Origin of the sequence: Variovorax nivicola, from assembly GCF_051216475.1 — a bacterium.
Taxonomy (GTDB): Bacteria; Pseudomonadota; Gammaproteobacteria; order Burkholderiales; family Burkholderiaceae_C; genus Variovorax.
This window is the reverse complement of record NZ_JBPJZK010000008.1, coordinates 220,962-246,907: the sequence shown is the minus strand read 5'-3', so window position 1 is coordinate 246,907 and position 25,946 is coordinate 220,962. Positions and strand designations below refer to the sequence as shown.

Here is a 25,946-nt window from a genome sequence, read left to right as displayed (position 1 = left end):
TTATCGCCCGTAAGCGATGACGGCGGGTTATAGACTGCCCGCCCCATATCGATATAACGACAAAAGGCAGCGATGTTCTCTCGACTGCGCGCCGACATCCGGTGCATCCTCGAACGCGACCCGGCCGCCCGCAGCGCCTGGGAAGTGATCACGGTCTACCCCGGCTTCCATGCCGTGGTGCTGCATCGCTGGGCGCATGCCTGTTGGACGCATGGCTTCAAGTGGCCCGCCCGCTTCATCGCGCACTGGGCGCGCTGGATGACTGGTATCGAGATTCACCCTGCGGCCAAGATTGGTGAGCGGGTCTTCTTCGACCATGCCATGGGCGTGGTGGTCGGCGAGACGGCCGAGATCGGCGACGGCTGCACCATCTATCAGGGCGTGACGCTGGGCGGCACCTCGCTCTACAAGGGCGCGAAGCGGCATCCGACGCTGGGGCGCAATGTGGTGGTGAGTGCGGGGGCCAAGGTGCTGGGCGGGTTCGTCGTTGGCGACGGCGCGAAGATCGGCAGCAATGCGGTGGTCATCAAGCCGGTGCCGGCTGGGGCGACGGCGGTGGGCATTCCCGCACGCATCATCCTGTCGAAGACCGACGAGAGCGCCGATGTGGCCGCGCCGCAGAAGTTCTCCGCCTACGGCATTACGCAGGACGACGACCCGCTGAGTCAGGCGTTGCGCGGGCTGGTCGACAACGCATCCGGCCAGGAGCACCAGATCGCGCTGCTGTGGCAGGCCATCGAGAAGCTGTCGGCCCAGCCGGGGAGCAAGGACTGTGTGCCCGGTGATGCGGCACGCGACGAGAGCTTCGAGGCGGACAAGCTCACGCAGCTCATCGGCAAATAGCAAGCCCGGTCAGCCGGCCTGACTAGCCGGCGCGCTTGGCGGGCGCATGCAGCGCCCCATGCACGTGGCCCGCGTGCTGACCGAAGGTCTCGGGTGCGAGCGCGGCGGTGTCCAGTTCCTGCAGGATGCCGCAGGCGCTTGCCGACTCGGGGCCGCAGCACTGCTGGCGCAGCGCCTTCAACTGCTTTTCCAATGTCTTGAGTTCGGTGATGCGCGCGGCCACGTGGCCGATGTGGTCGTCCAGCAGCTGGTTGACCTCGCCGCAGTCTTCCTGCGGTGCGTCGCGAAATTTCAGCAGGCTGCGGATCTCGTCGAGCGTCATGTCCAGCGAGCGGCAGCGCCGGATGAAGCCCAGGCGCTGGGCGTGGTCTTCGTCGTAGATGCGGTAGTTGCCGTCGGTGCGCGCGGGCTCGGGCAGCAGTTGCTCGCGCTCGTAGTACCGGATGGTTTCGACCGGTGTATTCGCGACCTTGGCCAGTTCACCGATTTTCATGATGCGGCAAATGTACGAGTGGAAAAGAGCGGTTGACTCTACACCTGCTTCAGGGTTTCCAATCGATTCCATGACGAATCAGAACACTCTGAACCCGGTCACTCCGGCCCTCCACCCGCACGATCACGACCATGGCCACAGCCATGCGCACGGACACACGCACGCACGTGCACCGGCCGAAACCTCCTGCTGCGGCAACCCGGTCTGCGGCTCTTCGCCGGCCCCAGCCGTCGACACGGCCGATATTCCGAAGGGTGCCTTGCTCTTTCGCATTCCCACGATGGATTGCGCCGTCGAAGAGTCCGAGATCCGCCGCGCGCTGGAGCCGGTAGCTGGTGTGCAGGGCCTGCGCTTTCGCCTCGGCGAACGCACGATGGCAATCACGGCGGACGCCGCCGCCTTGCCCCTGGCGCTCGATGCAATCCGCAAGGCCGGCTTCAAGCCTGAGCCTGTAGTCGAAGCGACAGACGCGAAACCCGTCGCGCCAGTGCGCATTGCGGGCATGAGCCTGGGCCTCGCGCGCCTGGTCGCCGCATTGGTGCTGGCCATCGCGGCCGAGTCGATCTCCTTCATGGGGCTCGAGGGCAAGGGCTTCATGGCCGCCGAGATGGTGCTCGCGCTGGGCGCCATCGGCCTTGCGGGGCTCGACACCTACAAGAAGGGCTTCGGCGCATTGGTGCGCGGGCGCCTCAACATCAACGCCCTGATGGCCGTCGCCGTGACGGGCGCTTTCATCATCGGCCAGTGGCCCGAAGCCGCGATGGTGATGGCGCTCTACGCGATTGCCGAGCTCATCGAGGCCCGCGCCGTGGACCGCGCGCGCAACGCCATCCAGAGCCTGCTGGCGCTCGCGCCCGAGCAGGCCGATGTGAAGCAGGCCGATGGCGGTTGGAAGACCGTGATGGCCGACACCGTGGCACTCGACACCATCGCGCGCATTCGCCCCGGCGAACGTGTGCCGCTGGACGGCGTCGTCACCGCCGGCATCAGCGCCATCGACCAGGCCCCGGTCACGGGCGAGAGCATTCCGGTCGACAAGACCATCGGCGACACCGTGTTCGCAGGCACCATCAACCAGACCGCCGCGCTGGAATTCCGCGTGACGGCCGTGGCGGCCAACACCACGCTCGCGCGCATCATCCATGCGGTCGAAGAAGCACAGGGCTCGCGCGCGCCGACGCAGCGCTTCGTCGACAGGTTCGCAGCCATCTACACGCCCACCGTCTTCGTGCTGGCGCTGGCCGTCGCGACGCTCACGCCGCTGTTCATGGACTGGACGTGGCTGCAGGCCATCTACAAGGCGCTGGTGCTGCTGGTCATCGCCTGCCCGTGCGCGCTGGTGATCTCCACGCCGGTCACGGTGGTGAGTGCGCTCGCATCGGCTGCGCGGCGCGGCATTCTCATCAAGGGCGGCACGTATCTCGAAGAGGCGCGCAAGCTCAAGGCGGTGGCGCTCGACAAGACCGGCACGATCACCGAAGGCAAGCCGAAGCTGGTCGAGTCTGCGCTGATCGAAGCATCGGGCAACGAGGCAACCGTGTTCGCCATTGCCGCCAGCATCGCGGGCCGCTCCGATCACCCTGTGTCTAAGGCCATTGCCGAAGGCTTGAAGGGGCAGCGGGACGAGGTCGGCGACTTCACCGCGCTGCCCGGTCGCGGTGTGCAGGCCACGCACGCGGGGCAGGCCTACATGCTCGGCAACCACCGCCTGATCGAGGAGCGGGGCCTGTGCACGCCGTCGCTCGAAGCCGAGTTGAAGCGCCATGAAGAAGCGGGCCGCACCGTCACGTTGCTCGCATCGGACAAGGCCGTGCTCGCGCTGTTCGCCGTGGCTGACACCATCAAGGAATCGTCGCAGGCTGCGGTGGCGGAGCTGCGCGCACTCGGCGTCGTGCCCGTGATGCTCACCGGCGACAACACCGCGACCGCGAAGACCATCGGCGCACACGCCGGCATCGACGACGTGCGCGGCAACCTGCTGCCCGAGGAAAAGCTCGACGCCATCAAGGCCATGCAGCAGCGCTACGGCGCCGCCGCGATGACCGGCGACGGCATCAACGACGCCCCCGCGCTCGCACAGGCCGACATCGGCTTCGCGATGGGCGGAGCCGGCACCGACACCGCAATGGAAGCGGCCGACGTGGTCATCATGAACGACGACCTGCGCCGCATTCCCGAGACCATCCGCCTGTCGCGCCGCGCGCATTCTGTGCTGTGGCAGAACATCACGCTGGCGCTGGGCATCAAGGGCGTGTTCTTCGTGCTTGCAGTGTTCGGCAGCGCGACGATGTGGATGGCGGTGTTTGCCGACATGGGGGCGAGCCTGCTGGTGGTGGCGAACGGGCTGCGGTTGATGCGCGTGCCGAAATAGTTCGTTGCTGTCTGCCTTACCAGCGCGCAGCCCACTTCTCCAGCGGCACGCGAGCCGCGTTGCACACATAGCTCACCGAGTGATACCAGCCCGCGAGCATCATCAGCTCGATCAGCTGCGCGTGGCTCCAGTGCGTGCTGAGGGCCTCCCAGAGCGCGTCGTCGACGTCGCTCGTGTCGTGCAGCTGGTCGACCATCGACACCAGCAGCCGGTCGCGCGGCGCCAGCAATGAGAGGTCGCTGTCCGACGATGCCATCACCCGCCGGTCGGTCTCGCTGAAGCCGGCTGCATCGGCGAAGCCGGTCCAGTGCACGCCCCATTCGTACTCGGCCCCGCAGCGGGCGCAGACCCGCAGGATGACGATCTCGCGTTCGCGCAGGCTGATGGCTGCCTTGCGACCCAGCAGGTAGCGGCCCAGGTCGAGCGTGCGCTCGGCCAGCGCGGGGTTCACGGCCATCACGCGGAACAGCGCGAGGACTTCGGGCGCCTGCGGCGGCGTCATGCGCGTGAGCAGTTCGCCGATAGCGTCGGGATAGGGGGCTTCGAGCGGGGGGATCCGCGGGGCGCGGTTCGGGGCGGTGTCGGCCATGGGTGGTTCCTTCGATGAAGTGGATAGAATCGCTACGGAAAGCGTAGCGGTCAGGTGCAGTCTATCGCTACGAAATGCGTAGCGCAAGGACGTACACTCGCGCATCGATCATCTGAAGGGCTTCGCATGGAAGACGCACAACCCACGGCATCGCGACGACCCATCATGCGGCTGCTGGAGCAGCTCGGCCGCAAGGGCACGCTGCGCATCCTGTGGGAGCTGCGCGACGGGCTGCCGCAGAGCTTCAGGGCGCTGCGCGTCAGCACGGACGACATGTCGCCCTCGGTGCTGAACGACCGGCTCAAGGAGCTGCGTGCAGTCGGAGTGGTCGAGCTCGCCGACGCGGGCTACGTGCTCACGGAGTCGGGCAGCGAACTCGTCAAGCGCCTCACGCCGTTGAACCAGTGGGCCAACCGCTGGCTCGACGATGCGGCTTCGAACTAACATCGGCCGAATTTCTTCACCGATTCCAGCTCTTCGATGTCCGTCACTTCGCTCCTGCTGCAGCTCATCGTCATCCTGGCCACCGCGCGCTTCTGCGGATGGGTGCTCCGGCATGTGGGCCAACCCGGCGTGGTCGGCGAGATGGCGGCGGGGCTGATGCTCGGGCCGGTGGTGATGGGTGCGCTGTTTCCTTCGCTGCACGCACAGCTGTTCTCCAAGGAATCGCTGCAGGGGCTGTCTTCGCTGTCGACGCTGGGGCTGGTGTTGTTCATGTTTGTGGTTGGGCTTGAACTGCGAGCCTCGCAGGGCGTGCGCGAGCAGCTTCGCTCGGCGGGCTACGTGGGCGTGCTGAGCGTGGTCGTGCCGATGGCGCTGGGCATTGCGATCGCACCGGCGTTGCATCCCACGCTCGCACCGGCCGGAGTCGGCTTCTGGCCGTTTGCGCTGTTCATCGCGGCGGCGTTGTCGATCACGGCCTTCCCCGTGATGGCGCGCATCCTGAAAGACCGCGGCATGACGCGCACGCCCTTCGGCCAGCTCTCGCTGGGCGCCGCAGCGGTGGTCGATGTGTTCGCCTGGATCCTGCTGGCCTTCGTGGTCGCGATGGTCGGCGCGGGCGAGGGCTACCAGGGCCTGCTGAAGACCACGCTGGGCATGGCGGTGGTGCTGCTGGCGCTGTTCTTCGGGCTCAAGCCGGCCTTCGCGCGGCTGCTGCGCGCCAAGGCGCCCGAGGGCGAACCGTCGACCACCGTGATGGCAGCGCTGATGCTCGGCCTGCTGGCGACGGCGCTGGTCACCGAGTGGCTGCACCTGCATGCGGTGTTTGGCGCTTTCCTGTTCGGCGCCTGCCTGCCGCGCGACGACCGGCTGCTGAAATCGCTCACCGAGCGCATAGAGCCGATTTCCATCGTCGTGCTGATGCCGTTGTTCTTCGCGCTGGCGGGGCTGGGCACCACGTCCAACGCTTTCTCGGGCGCGAGCCTTGGGGCGATGCTGCTGATCGTGGGCGTTGCTACCGTCGGCAAGATCGCCGGCGGCGCGGCTGGTGCGCGCATGGCGGGCTACAGCTGGCGCGACAGCCTGGCCACCGGCTCGCTCATGAATGCACGCGGGCTGATGGAACTCATCGTGATGAAGATCGGCCTCGACGCAGGGCTGATCGGCCCCGAGCTGTTCACGATGCTGCTGGTGATGGCGCTCGTGACCACGGCGATGACGGGGCCGTTGATCAACCTGTTCATCGGCCGCAAGGGGGCGGTTGCGGCAGATGCCGCGCACGTCAAGCCTTAGTCCTGGTTGCTGTTGCGCCGCACCGTGAACCCGATGCGCGTTTCGCCGCCCTGGCTGGCCGCGAACACGCGTCCGCCGTGCATGCGCGCGATGGCTTCCACGATGGACAGGCCCAGGCCGTGGTGCCGGGTCGAACCGTCGCGAGCCTGTGCCACGCGGTAGAAGCGCTCGAACAGGCGGGGCAGGGCGGCGGGGTCTATCGGCTCGCCCTTGTTGACGACCGCGACTGCGAATTCATCGTCGTTCTCTTCCCCGATCTCGATGCGGATCGCCGAAGCCGGCGCCGCGAAGCGGATCGCGTTGCCCAGCAGGTTAAAGAGTGCGCGCCGGACCAGTGCGGCGTCCACGTCGGCCATGGCGTCGCCCTGCACTTCGGCGCGCAGGCCGGCCTCTTCCAGCATGGCGTCGTAGAAGTCGATCACGTCGCCAGCCTGCACCGCCAGGCTCGTCACCGCCCGCGTGCGCATTGGCGCACCGCGCTCGGCCTGCGAGAGAAACAGCATGTCGGTGACGATGCCCGAGAGCCGGCCGACCTCTTCGAGGTTGGAGGCGAGCACGCTCTGCAGCTCCTCGTTGCTGCGCGGGCGCGTGAGTGCGAGTTCGGTGGAGCCGATCAGGTTGGCCAGCGGCGTGCGCAGCTCGTGCGCCACGTCAGCATTGAATGATTCGAGCTGCACGTAGGCGCGCTGCACCCGCAGCAGCAGCGCATTGAACTGCGTGATCCACGGGCGCAGCTCTTCGGCGAAGTCCATCGCGTCGATGGGGCGGTTGGCCTTGTCGGGCGCCATTGCCGCAGTGCGCTCGGCCAACGCCTTGAGCGGGCGCAGGCCGCGCCGCACCAGCCACATGCCCGTGAGCGAGACCAGCGCCGTGCCCAGCACCACGGCGCCCAGCAGCGTCCATGCGAGCCGTTCAAGCAAGCGGGCTTCCTGTGCCGTGTTCACGCCGAGCTGCACCTGCAGCTGCGTCGTCAGGCCACTCTGCTGCCAGGGCACCACGAGGTCGCGCCGCATCCAGCGGCCGCCGGCCGTGGGGCTGGACTGGAAAAGCTGCTTGCCCGCATGCGAGATCGACAGGCTCACGTCGTCCTGCATCGAGAAGAAGTCGTCGAGCTTGTGCCGCAGGAAGACGAGGTCGCCGCCTTTCTCTGCCTCCTTCAGCAGGTGCTCCACCAGCACTGCCTTCTGGTTGAGCTCGTCTTCCTGCTTCTGCCCGAAGTTCCAGGCCGTGACGAGGTAGATGGCGAAGCAGATCACGCTGAGCCCGAACAGGGTCTGCGCGGCGAACCAGAGCGACAACCGGCTCTGGAGTGAGTGCGGCCGGGCAGTCAAGACCAGGAGCGGTCTTCGAGGACGTAGCCCATGCCGCGTACCGTATGCAGCAGCTTCACCTCGAACGGGTCGTCGAGCTTGCTGCGCAGGCGCCGGATGGCCACTTCGACCACGTTGGTGTCGCTGTCGAAGTTCATGTCCCACACCTGCTCGGCAAGCGTGGTGCGCGACAGGATCTGGCCGCGCCGGCGCAGCAGCACCAGCAGCAGCGTGAACTCCTTGGCCGTGAGGTCGAGGCGCGTGCGGTTGCGCACGCACTTGCGGCTGAGGAGGTCGACCTCCAGGTCGGCCAGCCGCAGCATGGTCGATTCCTGCGGTTTGCCGCGCCGCAGCAATGCCTGCACACGGGCCAGCAACTCGGAGAAGGAGAAGGGCTTGACGAGGTAGTCGTCCGCGCCCTGCTGCAGCCCCTGCACGCGGTCTTCGACCTTGTCGCGCGCCGTGAGCACCAGCACGGGCACGTTCTTGGTGCGCCGGATGGCCTGCAAGACGGTAAAGCCATCGATGCCGGGGAGCATCACATCGAGCAGCACCAATGCGTATTCGCCCTCGGTGGCGAGGTATTTCCCCTCGATGCCGTCGCGGGCGATGTCCACGACGTAACCGTTCTCCTCCAACCCCTTTTTTAGGTAGTCGCCCAGTTTGGGCTCGTCTTCTATGACAAGAATTCGCATTGCCGCATGGTATCGAAGCACTTTCAATACGCGGGTTACGTTTCGGTAATCCTATTGACGGACAAAGCCCCACTCGCATGTCATACATTGCGCCGGGCCTGCACCGCTCCGGGCCTGCGCCTTGCAGGGCCATTGCCGGAATGCCCGCCGCAGACCGTCGATATACTTTTTGCCTCCATGCGCCGCTGGCTCCTCATCTTCCTGCTCTTCCTGTTGCCGTTCCAGTTCAGCTGGGCGTCGGCATCGGCGTATTGCCAGCATGAGCGCGATACGCAACCCGAGCACTGGGGCCACCACGAAAGCGAAACCCGCGGCACCGACCGCAGCCACAGCGGCGAGGGCGCGCAGAAAAACTCCAGCACCCAGCCCAATGCCGTGGTCGGCGAATGCGCGGCCTGCCATGCCGGCTACGCCCAGCATGCGGATGCTTCGGTGGAGCCGGTGCTGGCCGTGGTGCGCGTGGCCCAGGCCCTGCGTGCAATGCCTGCCGAACGCTTCGCCTCGCACATCTCCGACGTTCCGGTCCGTCCCGACTGGTCTCTCGCCCTCTGATTCGGCGAGAGAACACAACCCCCTTCTGATCCCCATCATCAGCTGAGCTCTTCTCGCCGAATTCGTCCGTCCGTTGTTTCGCAACCCAGGAGAATTCGATGCGCACGCTCTTCGTGCCGCTGGCCTTGTTGGCCATGGCGGCGCCCCCGGCTTTTTCACAACAGGTCGCAGTGTCGGCCGCTGCCGGCACCCCTTATTCACAGCAGGCCAGCGCGGCTGCCCGCACGCTGGAGCCCGCGGGCCCGCTGACCCTGCGCAACGCCGTCGCGATGGCGTTGCAGGCCAACCCGGGCCTGTCTGCCGCATTCCGCGAGCAGGAGGCCACCGAGGCCGCCATCGTCCAGGCCGGTGCCTGGCCCAACCCCACGCTCGACGCGCAGGTGGAAGACCTGCGCCGCGACAACCGCACCACCACGCTGCAGCTGAGCCAGCCCCTCGAACTGGGTGGCAAGCGCGCGGCCCGCGTGACGGCGGCCGAGCGCGCGCGCGACCAGGCCGCGTCGGCGCTGGCCGGCCGCCGCGCCGAGGTGCGCGCGGCGACCGTTACCGCCTTCTTCGACGTGCTCACCGCGCAGGAGCGCCTGCGGCTCGCGCAGGATTCCGTGGGCCTTGCGCAGACGGCCACCCGCGCGGCGGCCAATCGAGTGGCTGTCGGCAAGGTCTCGCCGCTGGAAGAAACCAGGGCGCGCGTGGCCGAGGCCGGCATCCGCGTCGAGCTGCTGCAGGCCGAGGGCACGCTGCGCTCGGCGCGCCAGCAACTGGCCGCGCTGTGGGGCAACCCGAACCCGCGCTTCACGCAGGTGGATGGCGCGGTCGACCAGTTGCCGGCGATGGCGCAGGACGTGGCCAGCCGCCTGGGCGCGGCGCCCGTGGTGCAGCAGGCGCGACTTGAAGTCGAACGGCGCAAGGCGCTGTCTGACCTGGAGCAGGCCAAGCGCATCCCCGACGTGACCGTGTCGCTCGGCGCCAAGCGCGTGCCTGCGTCCGAGGGCGAGACCGGCAGCAGCCGGCGCAACCAGGTGGTCGTAGGCCTGTCGATTCCGCTGCCTATCTTCGATACCAACCGCGGCAACGTGGCCGAGGCCCTGAGCCGAGAAGAAAAGGCGCGCGACGACCTCGCTGCCGCCGAGCTGCAACTGGGCACCGACGTCGCGCAGGCTTCCGAGCGCCTGCGCTCTGCCCGCGCCACCGCCGAGACGCTGCAGCGCGACGCGCTGCCCGGTGCCGAGACGGCCTACAAGGCCGCCACCAAGGGCTTCGAGCTGGGCAAGTTCAGCTTCCTGGAAGCACTCGATGCGCAGCGCACGCTGTTCCAGGTGCGCGCGCAATACCTGCTAGCACTGGCCGACGCGCACCGCGCCGCCGGCGACCTCGACCGGCTCCTCGGCTACGAAGGCAACGACATCTCTGCCGCGACGCCACCCGTCGTGCGCTGACAAGCAAGCAAGGAACTCCACAGATCATGAACACCGAAGAACGTAAACCTTTCGCCGAGGGCGTCGGCAAGAAGCAGTGGATCGCCATCGCGGTCGTCCTGGCGCTAGGCCTTGGCGCGGGCGCGCTGATCCTGCGCACCTCGCCGGCCAAGCCCGAGGCGGCCGGCCATTCGGAGGCTGCCGGGCATGGAGACGGCGAGCATCACGAAGAAGGCGGCAAGGAAGCCAAGGAAGAGGGCAAGGACCACGACCACAGCCACGGTGAGGCCAAGGGCCATGCCGACAACGAGCACCACGAAGAGGGCAAGGGCGAGGAAAAGACTGCAGTGGCAGGGGAAAAGAAGGAGCCCGCCGGCCACAAGGAAGACGAAGAAAAAATCGCCTTCACTGACGAGCAGGTCAAGGCTGCCGACATGACCATCGAGAGCGCCGGCCCCGCGCGCATCAAATCGTCGTTGCAGCTGCCTGGCGAAATCAAGTTCAACGAAGACCGCACGGCGCATGTGGTGCCGCGCGTGGCGGGCGTGGTCGATAGCGTGTCGGCCGACCTTGGCCAGGAGGTCAAGCGCGGCCAGGTGCTGGCGGTGCTTTCAAGCCCCTCGTTGTCGGAGCAGCGCAGCGCGCTGCAATCGGCGCAGCGCCGGCTGGAGCTGGCCCGCTCCACCTACGAGCGCGAGAAGAAGCTGTGGGAAGAAAAGATCTCGCCGCAGCAGGACTACCTGCAGGCCCAGCAGGCCATGCAGGAGGCGCAGATCGCCGTGGCCAACGCCAACCAGAAGCTGCTGGCGCTCGGCGCCACGCCCGGCTCGTCGGCGCTGGGCCGCTACGAGCTGCGCGCGCCCTTCGACGGCATGGTGGTCGAAAAGCACATCTCGCTCGGCGAGTCGGTGGGCGAGGCCGTCAACGTCTTCACCATCTCCGATTTGTCGACCGTATGGGCCGAGATCAGCGTGGCCGCCAACAACCTGAGCCTGGTGCGCGTCGGCGAGCCGGTGAGCATCCGCTCCAGCGCCTTCGACCAGACTGCGACCGGCAAGGTGTCGTACGTGGGCTCGCTGATCGGCGCGCAGACGCGCACAGCCACCGCGCGCGTCACGCTGACGAACCCGCAGCGCATCTGGCGCCCGGGCCTGTTCGTGAACGTCGAACTCGTGGCCTCCGAAACGGATGCTCCCGTGACCGTCTCGGCCGAAGCGGTGCAGACGGTGGAAGACAAGCCCACCGTGTTCCTGCGCGTGCCCGGCGGCTTTCTGCCGCAGCACGTGCAGACCGGCCGCAGCGACGGCAAGCGCATCGAGATCGTGAGCGGCCTGAAGCCCGGTGCGGTCTATGCCGCCAGCGGCAGCTTCGTCGTGAAGTCGCAGCAGGGCAAGAGCTCTGCCACGCACACCCACTGAGGAAGCCCGCATGTTCGAACGCATCATCCGCTTCTCCATCGAGCAGCGCTGGCTGATCCTGCTTGCCGTGCTCGGCATGGCGGCACTCGGCATCTTCAGCTACCAGAAGCTGCCCATCGACGCCGTGCCCGACATCACCAACGTGCAGGTGCAGATCAACACCGCCGCGCCCGGCTACTCCCCGCTGGAGACCGAGCAGCGCGTGACCTACCCCATCGAGACCGTCATGGCCGGGCTGCCGGGCCTGCAGCAGACGCGCTCGCTCTCGCGCTACGGTCTTTCGCAGGTGACGGTGATCTTCAAGGACGGCACCGACATCTACTTCGCGCGGCAGCTCGTCAACGAGCGCATCCAGTCCGCAAGGGAGAGCATGCCCGGCGGCATCTCGCCGGTGATCGGGCCCATCTCGACCGGCCTCGGCGAAATCTACCTCTGGACCGTCGAGGCGGAAGAGGGCGCGAAGAAGGCCGACGGCAAACCCTACTCGCCCACCGACCTGCGCGAGATACAGGACTGGATCATCAAGCCGCAGCTGCGCAACGTGGCGGGCGTGACCGAGATCAACTCCATCGGCGGCTACGCCAAGGAGTTCCACATCGCACCCGACCCGGCCAAGCTGCTCGCCCACGGCCTCACGATGACCGACATCGTCACCGCGCTGGAGCGCAACAACGCCAACGTGGGCGCGGGCTACATCGAGAAGCGCGGCGAGCAGTACCTCATTCGTGCGCCGGGGCAGGTGAAGTCGGCCGAAGACATCGGCAACGTCATCCTCGGCAACGCCAACGGCATTCCGTTGCGCGTGCAGGACGTGGCCGAGGTCGGCATCGGCAAGGAGCTGCGCACGGGCGCGGCCACCGACAACGGCCGCGAGGTGGTGCTGGGCACCGTGTTCATGCTGATCGGCGAAAACAGCCGCACCGTGTCGCAGGCCGTCGACAAGAAAATGCAGGAAATCAACCGCACCCTGCCCGCCGGCGTGAAGGCCGTGACGGTGTACGACCGCACGGTGCTGGTCGACAAGGCCATCGCCACGGTGAAGAAGAACCTGTTCGAGGGCGCGGTGCTGGTCATCGCGATCCTGTTCCTGTTCCTCGGCAACATCCGCGCGGCGCTGATCACCGCGCTGGTGATTCCGCTGTCGATGCTCTTCACTTTCACCGGCATGGTGAACCAGAAGGTCAGCGCCAATCTCATGAGCCTGGGCGCGCTGGACTTCGGCATCATCATCGACGGCGCGGTGGTGATCGTGGAGAACTGCGTGCGAAGGCTGGCGCATGCGCAGGCCCACAAGGGGCGGCCGCTGACGCGCAGCGAGCGCTTCCACGAAGTGTTCGCGGCCTCGCAGGAGGCACGCCGGCCGCTGCTGTTCGGCCAGCTGATCATCATGATCGTGTACCTGCCGATCTTTGCGCTCACGGGCGTCGAGGGCAAGCTGTTCCACCCGATGGCTTTCACCGTGGTGATTGCGCTGCTGGGCGCGATGATTCTGTCGATCACCTTCATTCCCGCGGCCGTGGCGCTGTTCATCGGCAACAAGGTCAGCGAGAAGGAAAACCGCCTGATGGTGTGGGCCAAGCGCGGCTACGAGCCGCTGCTGGCGCGCGTCATGTCGGCCAAGCCGCTGGTCATTACCCTGGCCGCGGTGGCGGTGGTGCTGTCGGGCCTGCTGGCCACGCGCCTGGGCACCGAGTTCGTGCCAAGCCTGAGCGAGGGCGACTTCGCCATTCAGGCGCTGCGCATTCCGGGCACCAGCCTCACGCAGTCGGTAGAGATGCAGAAGCAGCTCGAACGCACGCTGAAGGCGAAGTTTCCGGAGATCGAGCGCGTGTTTGCGCGCACGGGCACGGCGGAGATTGCATCCGACCCGATGCCGCCGAACATCTCCGACGGCTACATCATGCTCAAGCCCGAGAGCGAGTGGCCCAAGCCCCGACGCACGCGCGACGAGATCCTTGCGGCGGTGCAGGAAGAGGTGGAGAAGCTGCCGGGCAACAACTACGAGTTCTCGCAGCCCATCCAGCTGCGCTTCAACGAGCTGATCTCGGGCGTGCGCAGCGACGTGGCCGTGAAGATTTTCGGCGACGACATGGACGTGCTGAACAAGACGGCAGCCGAAGTGTCGGGCGTGCTGGGCAAGATCGCCGGCGCGGCCGAGGTGAAGGTCGAGCAGACCACCGGCCTGCCGATGCTCACCGTGAACATCGACCGCAACAAGACCGCGCGCTACGGCCTCAACGTGGGCGACGTGCAGGACGCGATCTCCACCGCGGTAGGCGGGCGCGAGGCGGGCACGCTGTTCGACGGCGACCGTCGCTTCGACATCATCGTGCGCCTGCCCGAGAACCTGCGCACCGACCTCGAAGCCATCAAGCGCCTGCCCGTGGCCCTGCCCAAGGGGGCGGGCGCCGAAGGGCAGCGCACCAGCTTCATCCCGCTGGGCGAGGTGGCCACGCTCGACATTGCGCCCGGCCCCAACCAGGTGAGCCGCGAGGACGGCAAGCGCCGCATCGTGGTGAGTGCCAATGTGCGCGGCCGCGACCTCGGCTCCTTCGTGGCCGAGGCCGAGGAGGCCATGCGCAACGTGAAGATTCCCGCCGGCTACTGGACCGTGTGGGGCGGCCAGTACGAGAACCTCGCCTCGGCCACGCAGCGGCTGCAGATCGTGGTGCCGGTGTCGCTGCTGCTGGTGTTCACGCTGCTGTTCGCGATGTTCGGCAACCTCAAGGACGGCCTGCTGGTGTTCACCGGCATTCCATTCGCGCTCACGGGCGGCATCGTGGCGCTGTGGATGCGCGGCATTCCGCTGTCGATCTCGGCGGCGGTGGGCTTCATTGCGCTGTCTGGCGTGGCGGTGCTCAACGGGCTGGTGATGATCTCTTTCATCCGAAACCTGCGCGAGGGTGGCCTGCCGCTGGACGCGGCGATACGCGAGGGCGCGCTCACACGGCTGCGGCCGGTGCTGATGACGGCGCTGGTCGCCTCGCTGGGCTTCGTGCCGATGGCCATTGCCACCGGCACCGGCGCCGAAGTGCAGCGGCCGCTGGCCACGGTGGTGATCGGCGGTATTCTTTCGTCGACCGCGCTGACGCTGCTGGTGCTTCCGCTGCTCTACCGCATCGCGCACCGGCGCGATGAAGAAGAGGAAGAAGAGGAAGAAGCGCAGGAGCAGATCCACGGCGCGCCGCTAGACCCTGCACCTGCATCAGCACTTCGAGGTTCCCATGGCACATGAGCATTCACACGCTGTAGGTGGCAACGAGAAGGCGCTGCGCTGGGCGCTGCTGCTGACCTCGCTCTACCTCGTGGCCGAGGTGGTCGGCGGGCTGGTGTCGGGCAGCCTCGCGCTGCTGTCCGACGCGGCCCACATGTTCACCGACACCGTGGCGCTGGCAATTTCGCTGGCCGCCATCTGGATCGGCAAGCGGCCCGCGGACAAGCGGCGCACCTTCGGCTACTACCGCTTCGAGATCCTGGCTGCTGTGCTGAACGCGGTGCTGCTGTTCTTCGTGGCGATCTACGTGTTGTACGAGGCATACCGGCGCATCTCCGCGCCGGCCGAGATCCAGTCGACCATGATGCTGCTGGTGGCCGTGGGTGGCCTGGTCGTCAACCTGATCGGCATGCGGCTGCTCGCGAGCGGCAAGGACAAGAGCCTCAACGTGAAGGGCGCGTACCTGGAGGTGTGGGCCGACATGCTGGGCTCGGTCGGCGTGATCGTCGGGGCCCTTGTGATCCGCTTCACCGGGTGGGCGTGGGTCGATTCGGTGATTGCGGTTGCCATCGGCCTGTGGGTGTTGCCGCGCACCTGGCGGCTGCTGCGCGAGAGCCTCAACGTGCTGCTCGAAGGCGTGCCCGACGAGGTGGATCTGCCCGAGATCGAACGTGCGCTGCTGGCCGGCGAAGGCGTCGCCAGCCTGCACGACCTGCATGTATGGGCACTCTCGAGCGGCAAGGTGAGCCTGAGCGTGCACGTGGTGTGCACGCCGGAGGTGGGCGATCTGGCGCCGCTGACGCTGCGGCTGCGTGCGCTGCTGGCCGAACGCTTCGATATCCATCACTCGACCGTACAGGCCGAGCGGGTGCCTTGCGAGCAGGCGGCTGAGAGCCACGGCTTCGGCCCCGTGGCGAGCCAGCCCGGGGCCTAGCTGCAGGCCGATTTCTTGGGGAATTTCGATCCGGCTGTCACAAACCCGTACCGCCGGACGTCTTTAGGCAGGAGCGTCCGCAAGGAGGCGTTCTTTCTGCCACCAACCAGGAATCGACCATGAAAATCGTCATCATCGGAGGCTCCGGCCTCATCGGCTCAAAGCTGGCCGTGCTTCTGCGCAACGCCGGTCACGACGTTGTCGCTGCCTCGCCGTCCACCGGCGTCAATACCCTCACCGGGGAGGGCCTGAAGGAGGCGCTTGCGGGCGCCAAAGTCGTCGTCGACGTCGCGAACTCGCCCTCGTTCGAGGACGAACCCGCGCTGCGGTTCTTCGACACCGCGGGGCGCAACCTGCTGGCCGCCGAGGCGGAAGCGGGCATGGCGCACCACATCGCGCTGTCGGTGGTCGGCACCGACCGGCTGCTGGCCAGCGGCTATTTCCGCGCCAAGCAGCGCCAGGAGGAGCTGATCGAGGCCTCGCCCGTGCCCTGGACCATCGTGCAGGCCACGCAGTTCTTCGAATTCGTGGCCGGCATTGCCGACGGGAGCGTGCGGGACGGCGAAGTCCGGCTTTCGAACGCACTGATACAGCCGATGGCGGCCGACGACGTTGCCGCTGCGCTTGCCGCCGTGGCAGCCGAGCCGCCCGCACGGGGCCGGGTCGAGATCGCGGGGCCGGAGGCAGTGCCGCTCGACGCGCTGGTGCGCCGCCTGTTCGCGGCGACCGGCGACAAGCGCCCGGTCGTCACCGATGCCGCGGCGAGCTACTTCGGCGTGCAACTTGACGACCGCTCGCTGACGCCCGGCAACGCCCCGCGCCTTGGCACAACCCGCTTCGAGGACTGGCTTGCGCAGCGCGCACGGGCCTGAAAGGCAACCCATGACCCGATTTCAGAAAACCTGCATCTCCCTCGGCCTCGTGTTCGGCGTACTCGGCGTGTTCGCCGCGGCGCCCGCCTTGGCGGCACCCGAAGCCGCCGTGACCATGCTTATGACGAAAGATCTGGCGGACATGCCCGGCAAGGAAGCAGTCACGTTCGTTGTCGACTTTCCGCCAGGCTCAGTCGATCCCGTCCACCGCCACGATGCCCACGCCTTCGTGTACGTGCTCGAGGGATCGATCGTGATGGGCGTGAAGGGCAGCAAAGAGGTCACGCTCACCCCCGGCCAGACTTTCTACGAAGGCCCGGCCGACATCCATACCGTCGGCCGCAATGCCAGCGCCACCAAGCCCGCGAAGTTCCTCGTGACGATGGTCAAGGACAAGGGCGTGCCGTTGCTCACGCTGGTCAAGTAGCCGATCAGCGCGGCGGACGGATGGCCGACTTGGGCCTGAAAGCCTTGCAGACCGTGTCGTCCGTCTCCAGGTACGGCCCGCCGATCAGGTCGATGCAATAGGGCACCGCCGCGAAGATGCCCGGCACGACCTGCACTCCCTCGGTGTCCTTCAGTCCTTCGAGCGTTTCCGCAATCGACTTCGGCTGCCCCGGCAGGTTGATGATCAGGCTCTTGCCGCGGATCACCGCCACCTGCCGCGACAGGATCGCGGTCGGTACGAAGCGCAGGCTGATCTGGCGCATCTGCTCGCCGAAGCCGGGCATTTCCTTGTGGGCCACGGCCAGCGTGGCTTCGGGCGTTACGTCGCGCAGGGCGGGGCCGGTGCCGCCGGTGGTCAGCACCAGCGAGCAGCCGGCGTCGACCAATTCGATCAGCGTGGCGCTGATGCGCGCGGCCTCGTCGGGGATCAGCCGGGGCTCGAATTCGATGGGGTTCTTCAGCGCCCGGCCGAGCCATTCCTTCAGCGAGGGCAGGCCCTTGTCTTCATAGGTGCCGCTGGAGGCGCGGTCGCTGATGGAGACGATGCCGATGCGGACCGGGTCGAAGGAGCTCATGCGTCCTCTTCCCGGTCTTGGGCGGCGGCTGCCGCTGCATGGTCGGCGCCGCCGTGCACGGCCAGTTGTGCGCGCACCAGCTGGAAGATCTCGCGGTAGGCCTTGCCCTGGCGGGGCGCTTCGCCGGCCGGGCCGGTCTTCATGTCCTTGCGGGCCTGGCGCACCAGGGCGCGCAGTTGCTGGGAATCGGTGGCGGGGTGGGTTTCGATCCAGCCGCCGAGGGCGTCGTCGTCGGCAATCAGCCGGTCGCGCCAGCGTTCGGCTTCGTGCAGGGCGGCGGTTTCGGCGGCGGGCGCGACGCTCTGCTCGGACAGGGCCTGTTTAACGGCCTCCAGCACCTCGGGCTCGAGCTTGCGCATGAGCTTGCCGATGAACTGCATCTGGCGGCGCTTGCCCTCGAAATTGGTGATGCGCTTGGCCTCGGCGATGGCGTCGACCAGTTTCTCGTCGAGCTGGAGCGCGTCGAACAGGCCGGCGCGCAGCGTGAGCAGCTCGGTGCCTAGCTTCTGCAGCTCGTCGCTTTCGCGCTTGAGGTCGGTGCGGCTGGCTTCGTCGGTGCCCTTGAGCTCGCGCTTGAGCTCCAGGTCGAGTTCGCTGCCTTCGGCGACGAACTGGCCACGGACGAAATAGCCTTTTTTGGGTTTGCGGGACATGAAGTGGATTCTGGGCCGCACCGTGCGGCGTTGCAACGCGGTGGGAAGCTGGGGAGAAAACGTGAAACAGGGGGCGCAAGTATCATAGCCACCACATGACGACATCCTCCTCGCGCGCCGATTCCGGCTTCGCCTACAGCCGCTCCTTCTTCGAAAACCTGGTCGACACCGCCTTGGCGCATGCCAAGAAGCTCGGTGCCACCGACGCCGGGGCCGAGGCCTCCGAGGGCTGCGGCCTGAGCGTGTCGGTGCGCAAGGGCGAGCTGGAAAACGTCGAACGCAACCGCGACAAGTCGCTGGGCATCACCGTCTACGTGGGCCACCGCCGCGGCAATGCCAGCACCTCCGACTTCTCCGAGGCGGCCATTGCCCAGACGGTCCAGGCGGCCTACGACATCGCCCGCTTCACGGCCGAAGACCCCGTCAGCGGCCTGCCGGACGAAGAAGACATCGCCAAGGTGCACCCCGAGCTCGATCTGTTCCACCCCTGGGACGTGACGAGCGAACAGGCCGCCAAGCTGGCGCTGGAGTGCGAAGAAGCGGCCCTGACGACCGACAAGCGCATCACCAACAGCGAGGGCGCGGGCGTCTCGGCCCAGCAGAGCCACTTCTTCAGCGCCCACACGCACGGCTTTCGCGGTGGCTACGCCAGCTCGCGGCATTCCATTTCGGTGGCGCCCATCGCCGGCAAGGGCGACAACATGCAGCGCGACGCCTGGTACAGCTCCATGCGCGCGGCCGACGAACTGGCCAGCCCGCAGGCCGTGGGCCGCTATGCCGCCGAACGGGCGCTCAGCCGCCTGAAGTCGCGCAAGATCAAGACCACCGAATGCCCGGTGCTGTTCGAGTCGCCGCTGGCCGTGGGCCTGCTGGGCGGGCTGGTGCAGGCCGTGAGCGGCGGGGCGCTGTACCGCAAGAGCACCTTCCTGCTCGACTCACTGGGCAAGCCGGTGCTGCCCAAGCATGTGAATGTGGCCGAAGACCCGCACGTGCTGCGCGGCAAGGGCAGCTCGCCCTTCGACGACGAAGGCGTGACCACCCGGGCGCGCAAGGTGGTCGATGCCGGCCGCCTCGAAGGCTACTTTCTCTCGACCTACTCGGCCCGCAAGCTGGGCATGAAGACCACCGGCAACGCCGGCGGCTCGCACAACCTGACGCTGAGCTCGCGCCTCACCAAGCACACCGACGACCTCGACGCCATGCTCGCCAAGCTGGGCACCGGCCTGTTCGTGATCGAGCTGATGGGCCAGGGCGTGAACTACGTGACCGGCGACTACTCGCGCGGCGCCAGCGGCTTCTGGGTCGAGAAGGGCAAGATCGCCTTCCCGGTGCAGGAGATCACCATCGCCGGCAACCTGAAAGACATGCTCATGGGCATCGAAGCCATCGGGGCCGATGCCTACACCTTCGGCGCCAAGACCACGGGATCGGTCCTGGTGAACCGGATGAAGATCGCCGGCAGCTGAGACGCACCGCCGGCCACCGCGCGAAGGCTCGTACATCCATGAGACACAACGCAGCGCGCAAGCCGGAACTCGAGCACGAACTGCTGCGCGACCCGAGGCTCGGCTTCGAGCCGGCGGGCGGCAGCTCGGTGCGCTGCCTGCAGCACGGCGTGCCCTGGCCCTTCGACTGCTGGCACTACCACGACGAATACGAGCTGCAGTGCATCAACCGCAGCAGCGGCGACGCCTTCGTCGGCGACCACATCGGCCGCTTCGAGCCCGGCTACGTGGCCCTGGTGGGCGCCCGGCTGCCCCACACCTGGATTTCGCACGACGTGCCGCCCGAGGGCATTGCCGAGCGCAGCATGGTCATCCACTTCCGCGACGAGCCGCTGCGCAAGGGCACCGACCTGTTTCCCGAGCTGAAGGCGGTGCTGCCGATGCTCGACCGCGCCAGGCTGGGCATCGAGTTCTTCGGCATCCATGCGCTGGTGCGCGAACGCTTCCTGCGCGTGCAGGCGCAGGAGGGCATGGCCCGACTCGCGGAGTTCATCGGCCTGCTGCACGAGCTGGCCCGCTGGCCCGACTGGCGCCAGATTTCCAGCACCGCCGATCCGGCCGGCGAAGACCCGAGCGCCAACACCCGCATGCGCCGCGTGCTCGACTACCTCGACCAGCACCTGACCGAAGAGCTGTCGCTGCCGGCCGTGTGCGCCGTGGCCAACATGGCCGAAAGCAGCTTCTCGCGCTACTTCCACAAGCACATGGGCGCCACCTTCACCGACTTCGTGACGCGGCTGCGCATCGCCAAGGCCTGCGAGATGCTGCAGACCTCCGACCGGCTGGTGAGCGACATCTGCTACGAAGTGGGCTTCGCGAACCTCGCGAACTTCAACCGGCGCTTCCTGCAGCTCAAGGGCATGACTCCCTCGGCCTACCGCCAGCAGGCGCAGGACCGCTTCGGCCTGCGCACCGCGCAGAACACGCCGCTGGTCACCACCGCCTGAGCCCCATCAGGGGCTGGCATCCTGCGGCGTCAGGTGCCGGGTCATGGCCCAGAACGCCAGTGCCAGGCCGCTGGTGAGGGCCCCGGCCAGGCAGACGCTGTTCCAGCCGCCGTGTGCGTACAGCATCGTCGAGGCGATCGATCCGGTGGCGGAGCCGATGGAATAGAAAATCATGTAGCCGGCTGTCAGGCGGCTCTGGGCTTCCGGGCGCACGCGGTAGATCAGGCTCTGGTTGGCGACATGCACCGACTGCAGGCCGAAGTCGATCGTGACCACGCCGACCACCATCGCCCAGATGGACCACGGCAGCATGGCGATGAGCGCCCACGACAGCAGCATCACCGACAGCCCGATGCCGGTAGTGCGCTGTGCGCGGCCCCGGTCCGCCTGGCGGCCCGCGCGCGCGGCGCCCATGGCGCCGGCCGCGCCCGCCAGGCCGAACAGGCCCACCTGGGTGTGAGAGAGCGAGAACGGCGGCGCTGTGAGCGGCAGCACCATCGGTGTCAGCAGCATCGTGATGGCCATGAAGATCAGCATGGCGAGCACCGCGCGGATGCGCAGCACGGGCTCTTCGGCGAAGAGCGTGAACACCGACCGGATCAGCTGCAGGTACGAAATGCGCACCGAGGGCAGTGCGCGCCGGGGAAGCGCCTTCCACAACAGGCCGGCGACAACCAGCGTGGCCGCGGCGGACACCAGGTACACCGAGCGCCAGCCGACAAGATCCGACAACGTGCCCGACACCGCCCGCGCCAGCAGGATGCCGACGATGATGCCGCTGGTGACGATGCCGACCACACGGCCGCGCTCGCCCGGCGGCGCCATGAGCGCGGCGTAGGCGACCAGCACCTGCGTGACGACAGCCAGCAGGCCCACGGCGGCCATCGCCGGCAACAGGATCGCCGCGCTAGGCGCCAGCGCGACGCAGAGCAGTGCGACCACCGACAGCAGCGATTGCCCCACGATCAGCTGCCGCCGGTCGATCAGGTCGCCCAGCGGAACGACCAGCAGCAGCCCCAGGCCGTAGCCGACCTGGGTGATGGTGATCACGATGCCGACCGTGGCGGGGCGGATGCCGAAAGTGGCCGCCAGCGTGTCCAGCAGCGGTTGGGCGTAGTAGACGTTGGCCACGGCCAGCCCGCAGGCGACCGCGAACAGCAGCGCCATCGCGGCCGTTATCGGTGGTGCGGCAGGCCGTGCCTCTGCATTCCGGGCCGCGGCCGCATCGATGTTCAATTGCATGGCGATGTGCTGCCGTCAGGCATGTAAGGCGTCGTGGAAGCGCTCGATGTGGGCGGCGATCACTTCGCCCAGTTCCTCGAGCGCGAAATGCCCGGTGTCGAGCAGCTTGAAGTCGATCTGCCGCAGATCGCGCTGGTACGGGTACGCGCCCGACGGCGGAAAGATCACGTCGTTGGCGCCCCACACGACCAGGGTCGGCGGCTGGTGCTTGCGGAAGTAGGCCTGCCAGGCCGGGTAGTGTGAGAGGTTGTTGCCGTAGTCGTGCAGCAGGGCCGCCATCGCGTCCTTGTTGCCGGGGCGGGCCAGCAGGGCACGCTGCAGCAGCCAGTTGTCCGGGTCGATGCGCGTCGGGTCTTTCACGCCGTGGGTGTAGTTCCATTCCAGGGCTGCGTCCGACATGGCGGCTTCGCGGATCCTGGCGTAGTTGACCGGCGACGGGTCTCGCCACAGCTCGCGGGCCAGGCCCCAGAAGTCGTCCGGCAATCCTTCTTCGTAGGCGTTGGCGTTCTGCACGACCAGGAAGCTCACTTTTTCAGGGTGGCGGCTGGCCAGCCGGAATCCCACCGGGCCGCCGAAGTCCTGCATGTAGAGGCCGTAGCGCTTCAGGCCGAGTTGGTCGGTGAACTTCTCGACGATGTCGGCGAGGTGGTCGAAGGTGTAGCTGAACTCGACGACCGATGGCGCATCGCTGTGCCCGAAGCCGGGATAGTCCGGCGCGATGACGTGGAAGCGATGGGCCAGCCGCTCGATCAGCTCCCGGTACATGAAGGAGGAGGCCGGAAAGCCGTGCAGCAGGAGCAGGGTCGGCAGCGCCGGGTCTCCCGCCTCGCGGTAGAAGATGTTCAGGCCGTCGACGGTGGCGGTGCGGTAGTGGGTCATGGTGGATTCCAGAAATGGCATTCTTGGTTTCAAAACAAAACCACACGGATTCTATCTATCTGGTTTTACATTGCAACTGACTGGCGGATTCGCGCGCCACCCCATCCGGCAAAACCCCAAGCCTGCTGGTCATCGAAGTACCAGTCAGCCGGCGCACGTGTACGCGGCGCCGGCCCGCGGCTGCATACGCTTCGTCCCTCTCGCAAGCCCTTCACAAAGCAAGACCAGGAGACGAACGATGACGAACCGAACCACTCGCGGCATCAAGGCCGGGGCACTGTTGCTGGCGGCATTGGCCGCGGCGGGCCATGTGCAGGCGCAGCAGGCCTGCAAGGACGATGTGCGCGTGCTGTCCCAGCCGCGCGACGGCCTGACCCTGCTGGAAAAGTACAAGGACGAGTTCAAGGCCCTGAGCGGCGCCTCGTTCAACATCGACAACCTCAACGAGAACGACCGCCGCACCAAGACCCGCGCCGACGCCTCGACCGTCGGCAAGTACAACGTGTACTACGTCGACGAGGCCAACGTGCCGCTGTTCGCCCAGTCGAAGTGGATCGTGCCGCTGGCGAAGTACTACCCCGCCGACTACGACTACGCCGACTTCGACCCCGGCCGCCAGAAAGTCGCGACCTTCGACGGCCAGGCCTGGTTCGCGCCGCTCACCGGCGGCGGCGACCTGCTGGTCTACCGCAAGGACTTGCTCGAGAAGGCCGGCATCAAGCCGCCCACCACGCTCGACGAGTTTGTGGAAGCCGCGAAGAAGCTCAACGACCCGGCCCACGGCATCTACGGCGTGGCCTTGCGCGGCCAACGCGGTTCGGGCGCTAATGTGTGGCGCTGGATGCCTTTCTTCCGCGGCTACGGCGGCCAGTGGTTCGATGGCGACAAGCCCGTGTTCGATTCGCCCGCCGCGGTGAAGGCCACGCAGACCTACCTCGACCTGTTCAAGTATTCCGCCCCCGGCACCAAGACCGGCGGCTGGGACGAAGCCACCGGCGCCTTCCTGGCGGGCAAGGTGGCGATGCTGATCGAGTCGACCCCGCTGGCCGGCAATGCGCTCGACCCCAAGATGTCGACCGTGATCGGCAAGGTCGCCTACCTGCCGCCGCCTTCGCCGCTGACCGGTGGCGGCTACGGCCACGGGCTGGCCATCGGTGCCAAGGCCAACAAGACCGAGGAGGCGAAGAAGTGCGCGGGCCTGTTCATCGCCTGGGCTACCTCCAAGCAACAGGAGCAGCGCCGCCTCGCAGAAGGCCAGTTCGGTGAACTCAACCGCACCAGCGTGCTGGGCAGCCCCGAGTTCGCCAAGCGCTATGGCGCCGACCTCGGCAAGGCACTGGCCGACACCGGCAAGCTCACGGCCGTGAACTTCTGGCAGGACGCCGCCTGGCCCGATCTCGGCGACCGGTGGGGGATCATTCTCGAAGAACTGATCACCGGCTCGCGCACCGACATCAAGGCCGGGCTCGATGAACTCGACGCCTATGCGAAGCAACTGATCGCGCGGCGCAAGAAGTAATGACGCTCAGGGAGAAGAAAAAGAAGACGACGAGGCTGCCTCTCGTCTTCATCGGGCCCGGGTTGCTGGTGCTGGCGGTGCTGGCACTGGTGCCCACCCTTTTCGCGATCGGCATCTCGCTGCAGGACCGTGAACTGGGGCAGGCGGATTCAGGCTGGGTGTGGTTCTCGAACTACATCCAGCTCTTTTCCGACCGGCGTTTCCTCAACTCGGTGCGCGTGTCGCTGGTCTGGGAGGTGCTGACCGTCAGCGCGACCATGGGGCTCGCGGTGCTGTTGGGGGTGCTGCTGTTCCAGTGCACCACCGCGCGTTGGCGCAACGTGTTGTCGATGCTGTTCATCGTGCCGGTGCTGCTGCCGCGCGTGTCGGCCGCCTTCGTGTGGAAGTTCGCTTTTCATCCGCTGTTCGGGCTGCTGACGTATCCGTACAAGGCGATCACCGGCGAGCCGCTGGACTTGCTCGCCAGCCCGCTCACGGCGCTGCTCACCGTGGCTTTCGTGGACGTGTGGCAATGGGGGCTGTTCTTCGCGGTCATCGTGCTGAAGCTGCTCGAGACGCTGCCACCGCAGCCCTTCGAGGCCGCGCGCATGGACCATGCGAAGACGTGGGAGGTGTACGCGTATGTCGCGTTGCCGATGCTGAAGGCGCCGCTCATCAGCCTGACTTTCGTGAAGATGGTCGAGTCGCTGCGCGCATTCGACCTGATCTATGTGATGACGCGCGGCGGCCCCGGCATCTCGACCGAGACGCTGGACATGTACGCCTTCTCGCAGGGCTTCATCGAGTCTGGGCGTATCTCGTATGCGTCGAGCATGGCTGTGCTGATGATGGTCGCCTCGACCGTGGCGTTCACCTACATCTGGAAATGGACGCGACCGAAATGAGTGCTTCCAGAAAAAGAAAACTCTCCATCGGCACGCTGCTCGCGCGGCTGGTGCTGGTTGGCGCAGGGCTCTCCGCGCTGGTGCCGGTGCTCTGGACCTTTCTCAACTCGTTCAAGAACCGGGTGGACATCGTCTCGGCAGTGCCGAAGATTTTCTTCACGCCCACGCTGGAGAACTACATCTACGTGCTGAGCCGCGAGGCAGTGGCGCTGGGGCTGCTCAACTCCATCGTGGTGGTGGGCGCGGCGGTGATCGCTGGCGCGGTGCTCGGGCTGCCGGCCGCCTATGCGCTCGCGCGCTATCCGCTGCGCTGGGCGGACGACATCCAGTTCTTCGTGCTGTCGATGCGCTTCCTGCCGCCCGTGGCTGTGGCCATTCCGCTCATGGTGATCTGGCTGCAGCTGGAGCTGTACGACACGCGCATCGCGCTGATCGTCACCTACACGCTGCTCACGCTCTCGACCGTGATCTGGCTCGCCATACCCGCCTTCAAAGCAGTGCCGAAAGAGGTGGAAGAGGCGGGCCGCGTCGACGGCTACGGCCCCTACGCGATCTTCTTCAAGGTTGCGCTGCCGATTGCCGCGCGCTCGCTGGTCGGCGCCATCGCCTTCGGCTTCGTGCTGGTGTGGAACGAGTTTCTCATTGCGCTGATGCTCACCACGTCGGATGCGAAGACGCTGCCCATCGTCGCGTCGGAGCTGAGCCAGCTGGGGCGCGACGTGCCGTGGGGCATCTTGAACGCCTCGGTCATCTTGCTGTCGCTGCCGCCGCTGCTCATGGTCGGCGTACTTAGCGGTTTTCTCAACGCCGCCTTCAAGCGCAAGCGCGATGCCGCATGAGCCAGATCATTTCTTT

General features: G+C 67.0%; 24 protein-coding genes. 16 read left to right on the top strand and 8 right to left on the bottom strand.

All coding sequences use genetic code 11. The annotated features are described in order from the left end of the window. Positions 1-72: 72 nt before the first annotated feature. Entirely contained in the window at positions 73-843 is a 771-nt protein-coding gene (cysE, locus tag ACSFBF_RS28015; RefSeq protein ID WP_435472678.1) for a serine O-acetyltransferase, read from the top strand. A 22-nt stretch (positions 844-865) separates the two neighbouring features. On the opposite strand, the gene cadR is transcribed toward cysE, so the two are convergent. After that, a complete protein-coding gene (cadR, locus tag ACSFBF_RS28010) occupies positions 866-1,336 on the bottom strand; it encodes a Cd(II)/Pb(II)-responsive transcriptional regulator (protein ID WP_435472676.1) in 471 nt (156 codons plus the stop codon). A 70-nt stretch (positions 1,337-1,406) separates the two neighbouring features. On the opposite strand from cadR, the gene ACSFBF_RS28005 reads away from it, so the two are divergent. Then, entirely contained in the window at positions 1,407-3,707 is a 2,301-nt protein-coding gene (locus tag ACSFBF_RS28005) for a heavy metal translocating P-type ATPase (protein ID WP_435472674.1), read from the top strand. A gap of 16 nt (positions 3,708-3,723) precedes the next feature. Here ACSFBF_RS28005 and ACSFBF_RS28000 read toward each other — a convergent pair whose 3' ends face one another. Next, positions 3,724-4,296 carry a carboxymuconolactone decarboxylase family protein gene (locus ACSFBF_RS28000; RefSeq protein WP_435472672.1) on the bottom strand — a complete coding sequence of 191 codons (573 nt, stop codon included), beginning with the start codon at positions 4,294-4,296 and terminating at the stop codon, positions 3,724-3,726. 126 nt (positions 4,297-4,422) lie between these two features. Here ACSFBF_RS28000 and ACSFBF_RS27995 point away from each other — a divergent pair, with 126 nt between their 5' ends. Together ACSFBF_RS27995 and ACSFBF_RS27990 are read left to right on the top strand one after the other, a co-directional pair. After that, positions 4,423-4,740: a winged helix-turn-helix transcriptional regulator gene (locus ACSFBF_RS27995; protein ID WP_093057898.1), complete on the top strand. Its 318-nt coding sequence runs from the start codon at positions 4,423-4,425 to the stop codon at positions 4,738-4,740. A gap of 36 nt (positions 4,741-4,776) precedes the next feature. Continuing rightward, complete coding sequence (locus ACSFBF_RS27990; protein ID WP_435472670.1) at positions 4,777-6,030, top strand: cation:proton antiporter; 1,254 nt, start codon at positions 4,777-4,779, stop codon at positions 6,028-6,030. Here ACSFBF_RS27990 and ACSFBF_RS27985 read toward each other — a convergent pair. Both ACSFBF_RS27985 and ACSFBF_RS27980 read right to left on the bottom strand, forming a co-directional pair. Beyond that, positions 6,027-7,361 carry a heavy metal sensor histidine kinase gene (locus ACSFBF_RS27985; protein WP_435472668.1) on the bottom strand — a complete coding sequence of 445 codons (1,335 nt, stop codon included), beginning with the start codon at positions 7,359-7,361 and terminating at the stop codon, positions 6,027-6,029. The genes ACSFBF_RS27990 and ACSFBF_RS27985 overlap by 4 nt on opposite strands. Beyond that, on the bottom strand, positions 7,358-8,035 hold the full coding sequence (locus tag ACSFBF_RS27980; RefSeq protein WP_435472666.1) for a heavy metal response regulator transcription factor: 678 nt from the start codon (positions 8,033-8,035) through the stop codon (positions 7,358-7,360). The genes ACSFBF_RS27985 and ACSFBF_RS27980 overlap by 4 nt, the downstream gene beginning before the upstream one ends. 177 nt (positions 8,036-8,212) lie before the next feature. Between ACSFBF_RS27980 and czcI the strand changes: the two genes are divergently transcribed. The 7 genes from czcI to ACSFBF_RS27945 all read left to right on the top strand — a co-directional run bounded on the left by czcI (position 8,213) and on the right by ACSFBF_RS27945 (position 16,867). Beyond that, a complete protein-coding gene (gene czcI, locus ACSFBF_RS27975; RefSeq protein WP_435472664.1) occupies positions 8,213-8,587 on the top strand; it encodes a cation efflux protein, CzcI family in 375 nt (124 codons plus the stop codon). Between the two features lie 98 nt (positions 8,588-8,685). Beyond that, positions 8,686-10,023, top strand: coding sequence for a TolC family protein (locus ACSFBF_RS27970; protein ID WP_435472662.1), 1,338 nt, complete (start codon positions 8,686-8,688; stop codon positions 10,021-10,023). 26 nt (positions 10,024-10,049) lie between these two features. Then, entirely contained in the window at positions 10,050-11,420 is a 1,371-nt protein-coding gene (locus ACSFBF_RS27965; RefSeq protein WP_435472660.1) for an efflux RND transporter periplasmic adaptor subunit, read from the top strand. 10 nt (positions 11,421-11,430) lie between these two features. After that, complete coding sequence (locus ACSFBF_RS27960; RefSeq protein WP_435472658.1) at positions 11,431-14,655, top strand: CusA/CzcA family heavy metal efflux RND transporter; 3,225 nt, start codon at positions 11,431-11,433, stop codon at positions 14,653-14,655. Next, on the top strand, positions 14,645-15,568 hold the full coding sequence (locus tag ACSFBF_RS27955) for a cation diffusion facilitator family transporter (RefSeq protein WP_435472656.1): 924 nt from the start codon (positions 14,645-14,647) through the stop codon (positions 15,566-15,568). Before ACSFBF_RS27960 ends, ACSFBF_RS27955 begins: the two co-directional genes overlap by 11 nt. Before the next feature lie 119 nt (positions 15,569-15,687). Continuing rightward, a complete protein-coding gene (locus ACSFBF_RS27950) occupies positions 15,688-16,440 on the top strand; it encodes an SDR family oxidoreductase (RefSeq protein ID WP_435472654.1) in 753 nt (250 codons plus the stop codon). A gap of 10 nt (positions 16,441-16,450) precedes the next feature. Then, positions 16,451-16,867, top strand: coding sequence for a cupin domain-containing protein (locus ACSFBF_RS27945; protein WP_435472652.1), 417 nt, complete (start codon positions 16,451-16,453; stop codon positions 16,865-16,867). 4 nt (positions 16,868-16,871) lie between these two features. Here ACSFBF_RS27945 and mog read toward each other — a convergent pair whose 3' ends face one another. Both mog and yjgA read right to left on the bottom strand, forming a co-directional pair. Beyond that, on the bottom strand, positions 16,872-17,462 hold the full coding sequence (gene mog, locus ACSFBF_RS27940; protein WP_435472650.1) for a molybdopterin adenylyltransferase: 591 nt from the start codon (positions 17,460-17,462) through the stop codon (positions 16,872-16,874). Further along, on the bottom strand, positions 17,459-18,115 hold the full coding sequence (gene yjgA, locus ACSFBF_RS27935; protein WP_258350215.1) for a ribosome biogenesis factor YjgA: 657 nt from the start codon (positions 18,113-18,115) through the stop codon (positions 17,459-17,461). Before yjgA ends, mog begins: the two co-directional genes overlap by 4 nt. Positions 18,116-18,210: 95 nt before the next feature. On the opposite strand from yjgA, the gene pmbA reads away from it, so the two are divergent. Continuing rightward, positions 18,211-19,581 (top strand): metalloprotease PmbA, encoded by a 1,371-nt coding sequence (gene pmbA / locus ACSFBF_RS27930; protein WP_435472648.1) that lies wholly within the window; start codon positions 18,211-18,213, stop codon positions 19,579-19,581. Between the two features lie 38 nt (positions 19,582-19,619). Beyond that, positions 19,620-20,567, top strand: coding sequence for a helix-turn-helix domain-containing protein (locus ACSFBF_RS27925; protein ID WP_435472647.1), 948 nt, complete (start codon positions 19,620-19,622; stop codon positions 20,565-20,567). Positions 20,568-20,573: 6 nt separating this feature from the next. On the opposite strand, the gene ACSFBF_RS27920 is transcribed toward ACSFBF_RS27925, so the two are convergent. Both ACSFBF_RS27920 and ACSFBF_RS27915 read right to left on the bottom strand, forming a co-directional pair. Further along, the gene (locus ACSFBF_RS27920; RefSeq protein ID WP_435472645.1) at positions 20,574-21,809 is read right to left on the bottom strand and encodes an MFS transporter; all 1,236 of its coding nucleotides are present in this window, start codon (positions 21,807-21,809) and stop codon (positions 20,574-20,576) included. A 15-nt stretch (positions 21,810-21,824) separates the two neighbouring features. After that, positions 21,825-22,688, bottom strand: coding sequence for an alpha/beta fold hydrolase (locus tag ACSFBF_RS27915; protein ID WP_435472643.1), 864 nt, complete (start codon positions 22,686-22,688; stop codon positions 21,825-21,827). A gap of 238 nt (positions 22,689-22,926) precedes the next feature. Between ACSFBF_RS27915 and ACSFBF_RS27910 the strand changes: the two genes are divergently transcribed. From ACSFBF_RS27910 to ACSFBF_RS27900, 3 genes are read left to right on the top strand one after another with little or no spacing between them, the layout of a single operon-like run. Further along, positions 22,927-24,207 carry an ABC transporter substrate-binding protein gene (locus tag ACSFBF_RS27910; protein ID WP_435472641.1) on the top strand — a complete coding sequence of 427 codons (1,281 nt, stop codon included), beginning with the start codon at positions 22,927-22,929 and terminating at the stop codon, positions 24,205-24,207. Then, positions 24,207-25,091: a carbohydrate ABC transporter permease gene (locus tag ACSFBF_RS27905; RefSeq protein WP_435472639.1), complete on the top strand. Its 885-nt coding sequence runs from the start codon at positions 24,207-24,209 to the stop codon at positions 25,089-25,091. The genes ACSFBF_RS27910 and ACSFBF_RS27905 overlap by 1 nt, the downstream gene beginning before the upstream one ends. Before the next feature lie 26 nt (positions 25,092-25,117). Further along, positions 25,118-25,930: a carbohydrate ABC transporter permease gene (locus tag ACSFBF_RS27900; protein ID WP_435472814.1), complete on the top strand. Its 813-nt coding sequence runs from the start codon at positions 25,118-25,120 to the stop codon at positions 25,928-25,930. Positions 25,931-25,946: the final 16 nt, after the last annotated feature.

Excerpts from the sequence above, each read along its gene's own strand:
- ACSFBF_RS27980 (WP_435472666.1), bottom strand. The coding sequence starts at position 8,035 with ATGCGAATTCTTGTCATAGAAGACGAGCCCAAACTGGGCGACTACCTA.
- ACSFBF_RS27920 (WP_435472645.1), bottom strand. The coding sequence starts at position 21,809 with ATGCAATTGAACATCGATGCGGCCGCGGCCCGGAATGCAGAGGCACGG.
- ACSFBF_RS27960 (WP_435472658.1), top strand. The coding sequence starts at position 11,431 with ATGTTCGAACGCATCATCCGCTTCTCCATCGAGCAGCGCTGGCTGATC.
- ACSFBF_RS27910 (WP_435472641.1), top strand. The coding sequence starts at position 22,927 with ATGACGAACCGAACCACTCGCGGCATCAAGGCCGGGGCACTGTTGCTG.
- ACSFBF_RS27990 (WP_435472670.1), top strand. The coding sequence starts at position 4,777 with ATGTCCGTCACTTCGCTCCTGCTGCAGCTCATCGTCATCCTGGCCACC.
- mog (WP_435472650.1), bottom strand. The coding sequence starts at position 17,462 with ATGAGCTCCTTCGACCCGGTCCGCATCGGCATCGTCTCCATCAGCGAC.
- ACSFBF_RS27970 (WP_435472662.1), top strand. The coding sequence starts at position 8,686 with ATGCGCACGCTCTTCGTGCCGCTGGCCTTGTTGGCCATGGCGGCGCCC.
- ACSFBF_RS28000 (WP_435472672.1), bottom strand. The coding sequence starts at position 4,296 with ATGGCCGACACCGCCCCGAACCGCGCCCCGCGGATCCCCCCGCTCGAA.
- ACSFBF_RS27950 (WP_435472654.1), top strand. The coding sequence starts at position 15,688 with ATGAAAATCGTCATCATCGGAGGCTCCGGCCTCATCGGCTCAAAGCTG.
- ACSFBF_RS27945 (WP_435472652.1), top strand. The coding sequence starts at position 16,451 with ATGACCCGATTTCAGAAAACCTGCATCTCCCTCGGCCTCGTGTTCGGC.
- ACSFBF_RS27915 (WP_435472643.1), bottom strand. The coding sequence starts at position 22,688 with ATGACCCACTACCGCACCGCCACCGTCGACGGCCTGAACATCTTCTAC.
- cysE (WP_435472678.1), top strand. The coding sequence starts at position 73 with ATGTTCTCTCGACTGCGCGCCGACATCCGGTGCATCCTCGAACGCGAC.
- czcI (WP_435472664.1), top strand. The coding sequence starts at position 8,213 with ATGCGCCGCTGGCTCCTCATCTTCCTGCTCTTCCTGTTGCCGTTCCAG.
- ACSFBF_RS27965 (WP_435472660.1), top strand. The coding sequence starts at position 10,050 with ATGAACACCGAAGAACGTAAACCTTTCGCCGAGGGCGTCGGCAAGAAG.
- ACSFBF_RS27955 (WP_435472656.1), top strand. The coding sequence starts at position 14,645 with ATGGCACATGAGCATTCACACGCTGTAGGTGGCAACGAGAAGGCGCTG.
- yjgA (WP_258350215.1), bottom strand. The coding sequence starts at position 18,115 with ATGTCCCGCAAACCCAAAAAAGGCTATTTCGTCCGTGGCCAGTTCGTC.
- ACSFBF_RS28005 (WP_435472674.1), top strand. The coding sequence starts at position 1,407 with ATGACGAATCAGAACACTCTGAACCCGGTCACTCCGGCCCTCCACCCG.
- ACSFBF_RS27905 (WP_435472639.1), top strand. The coding sequence starts at position 24,207 with ATGACGCTCAGGGAGAAGAAAAAGAAGACGACGAGGCTGCCTCTCGTC.
- cadR (WP_435472676.1), bottom strand. The coding sequence starts at position 1,336 with ATGAAAATCGGTGAACTGGCCAAGGTCGCGAATACACCGGTCGAAACC.
- pmbA (WP_435472648.1), top strand. The coding sequence starts at position 18,211 with ATGACGACATCCTCCTCGCGCGCCGATTCCGGCTTCGCCTACAGCCGC.
- ACSFBF_RS27925 (WP_435472647.1), top strand. The coding sequence starts at position 19,620 with ATGAGACACAACGCAGCGCGCAAGCCGGAACTCGAGCACGAACTGCTG.
- ACSFBF_RS27995 (WP_093057898.1), top strand. The coding sequence starts at position 4,423 with ATGGAAGACGCACAACCCACGGCATCGCGACGACCCATCATGCGGCTG.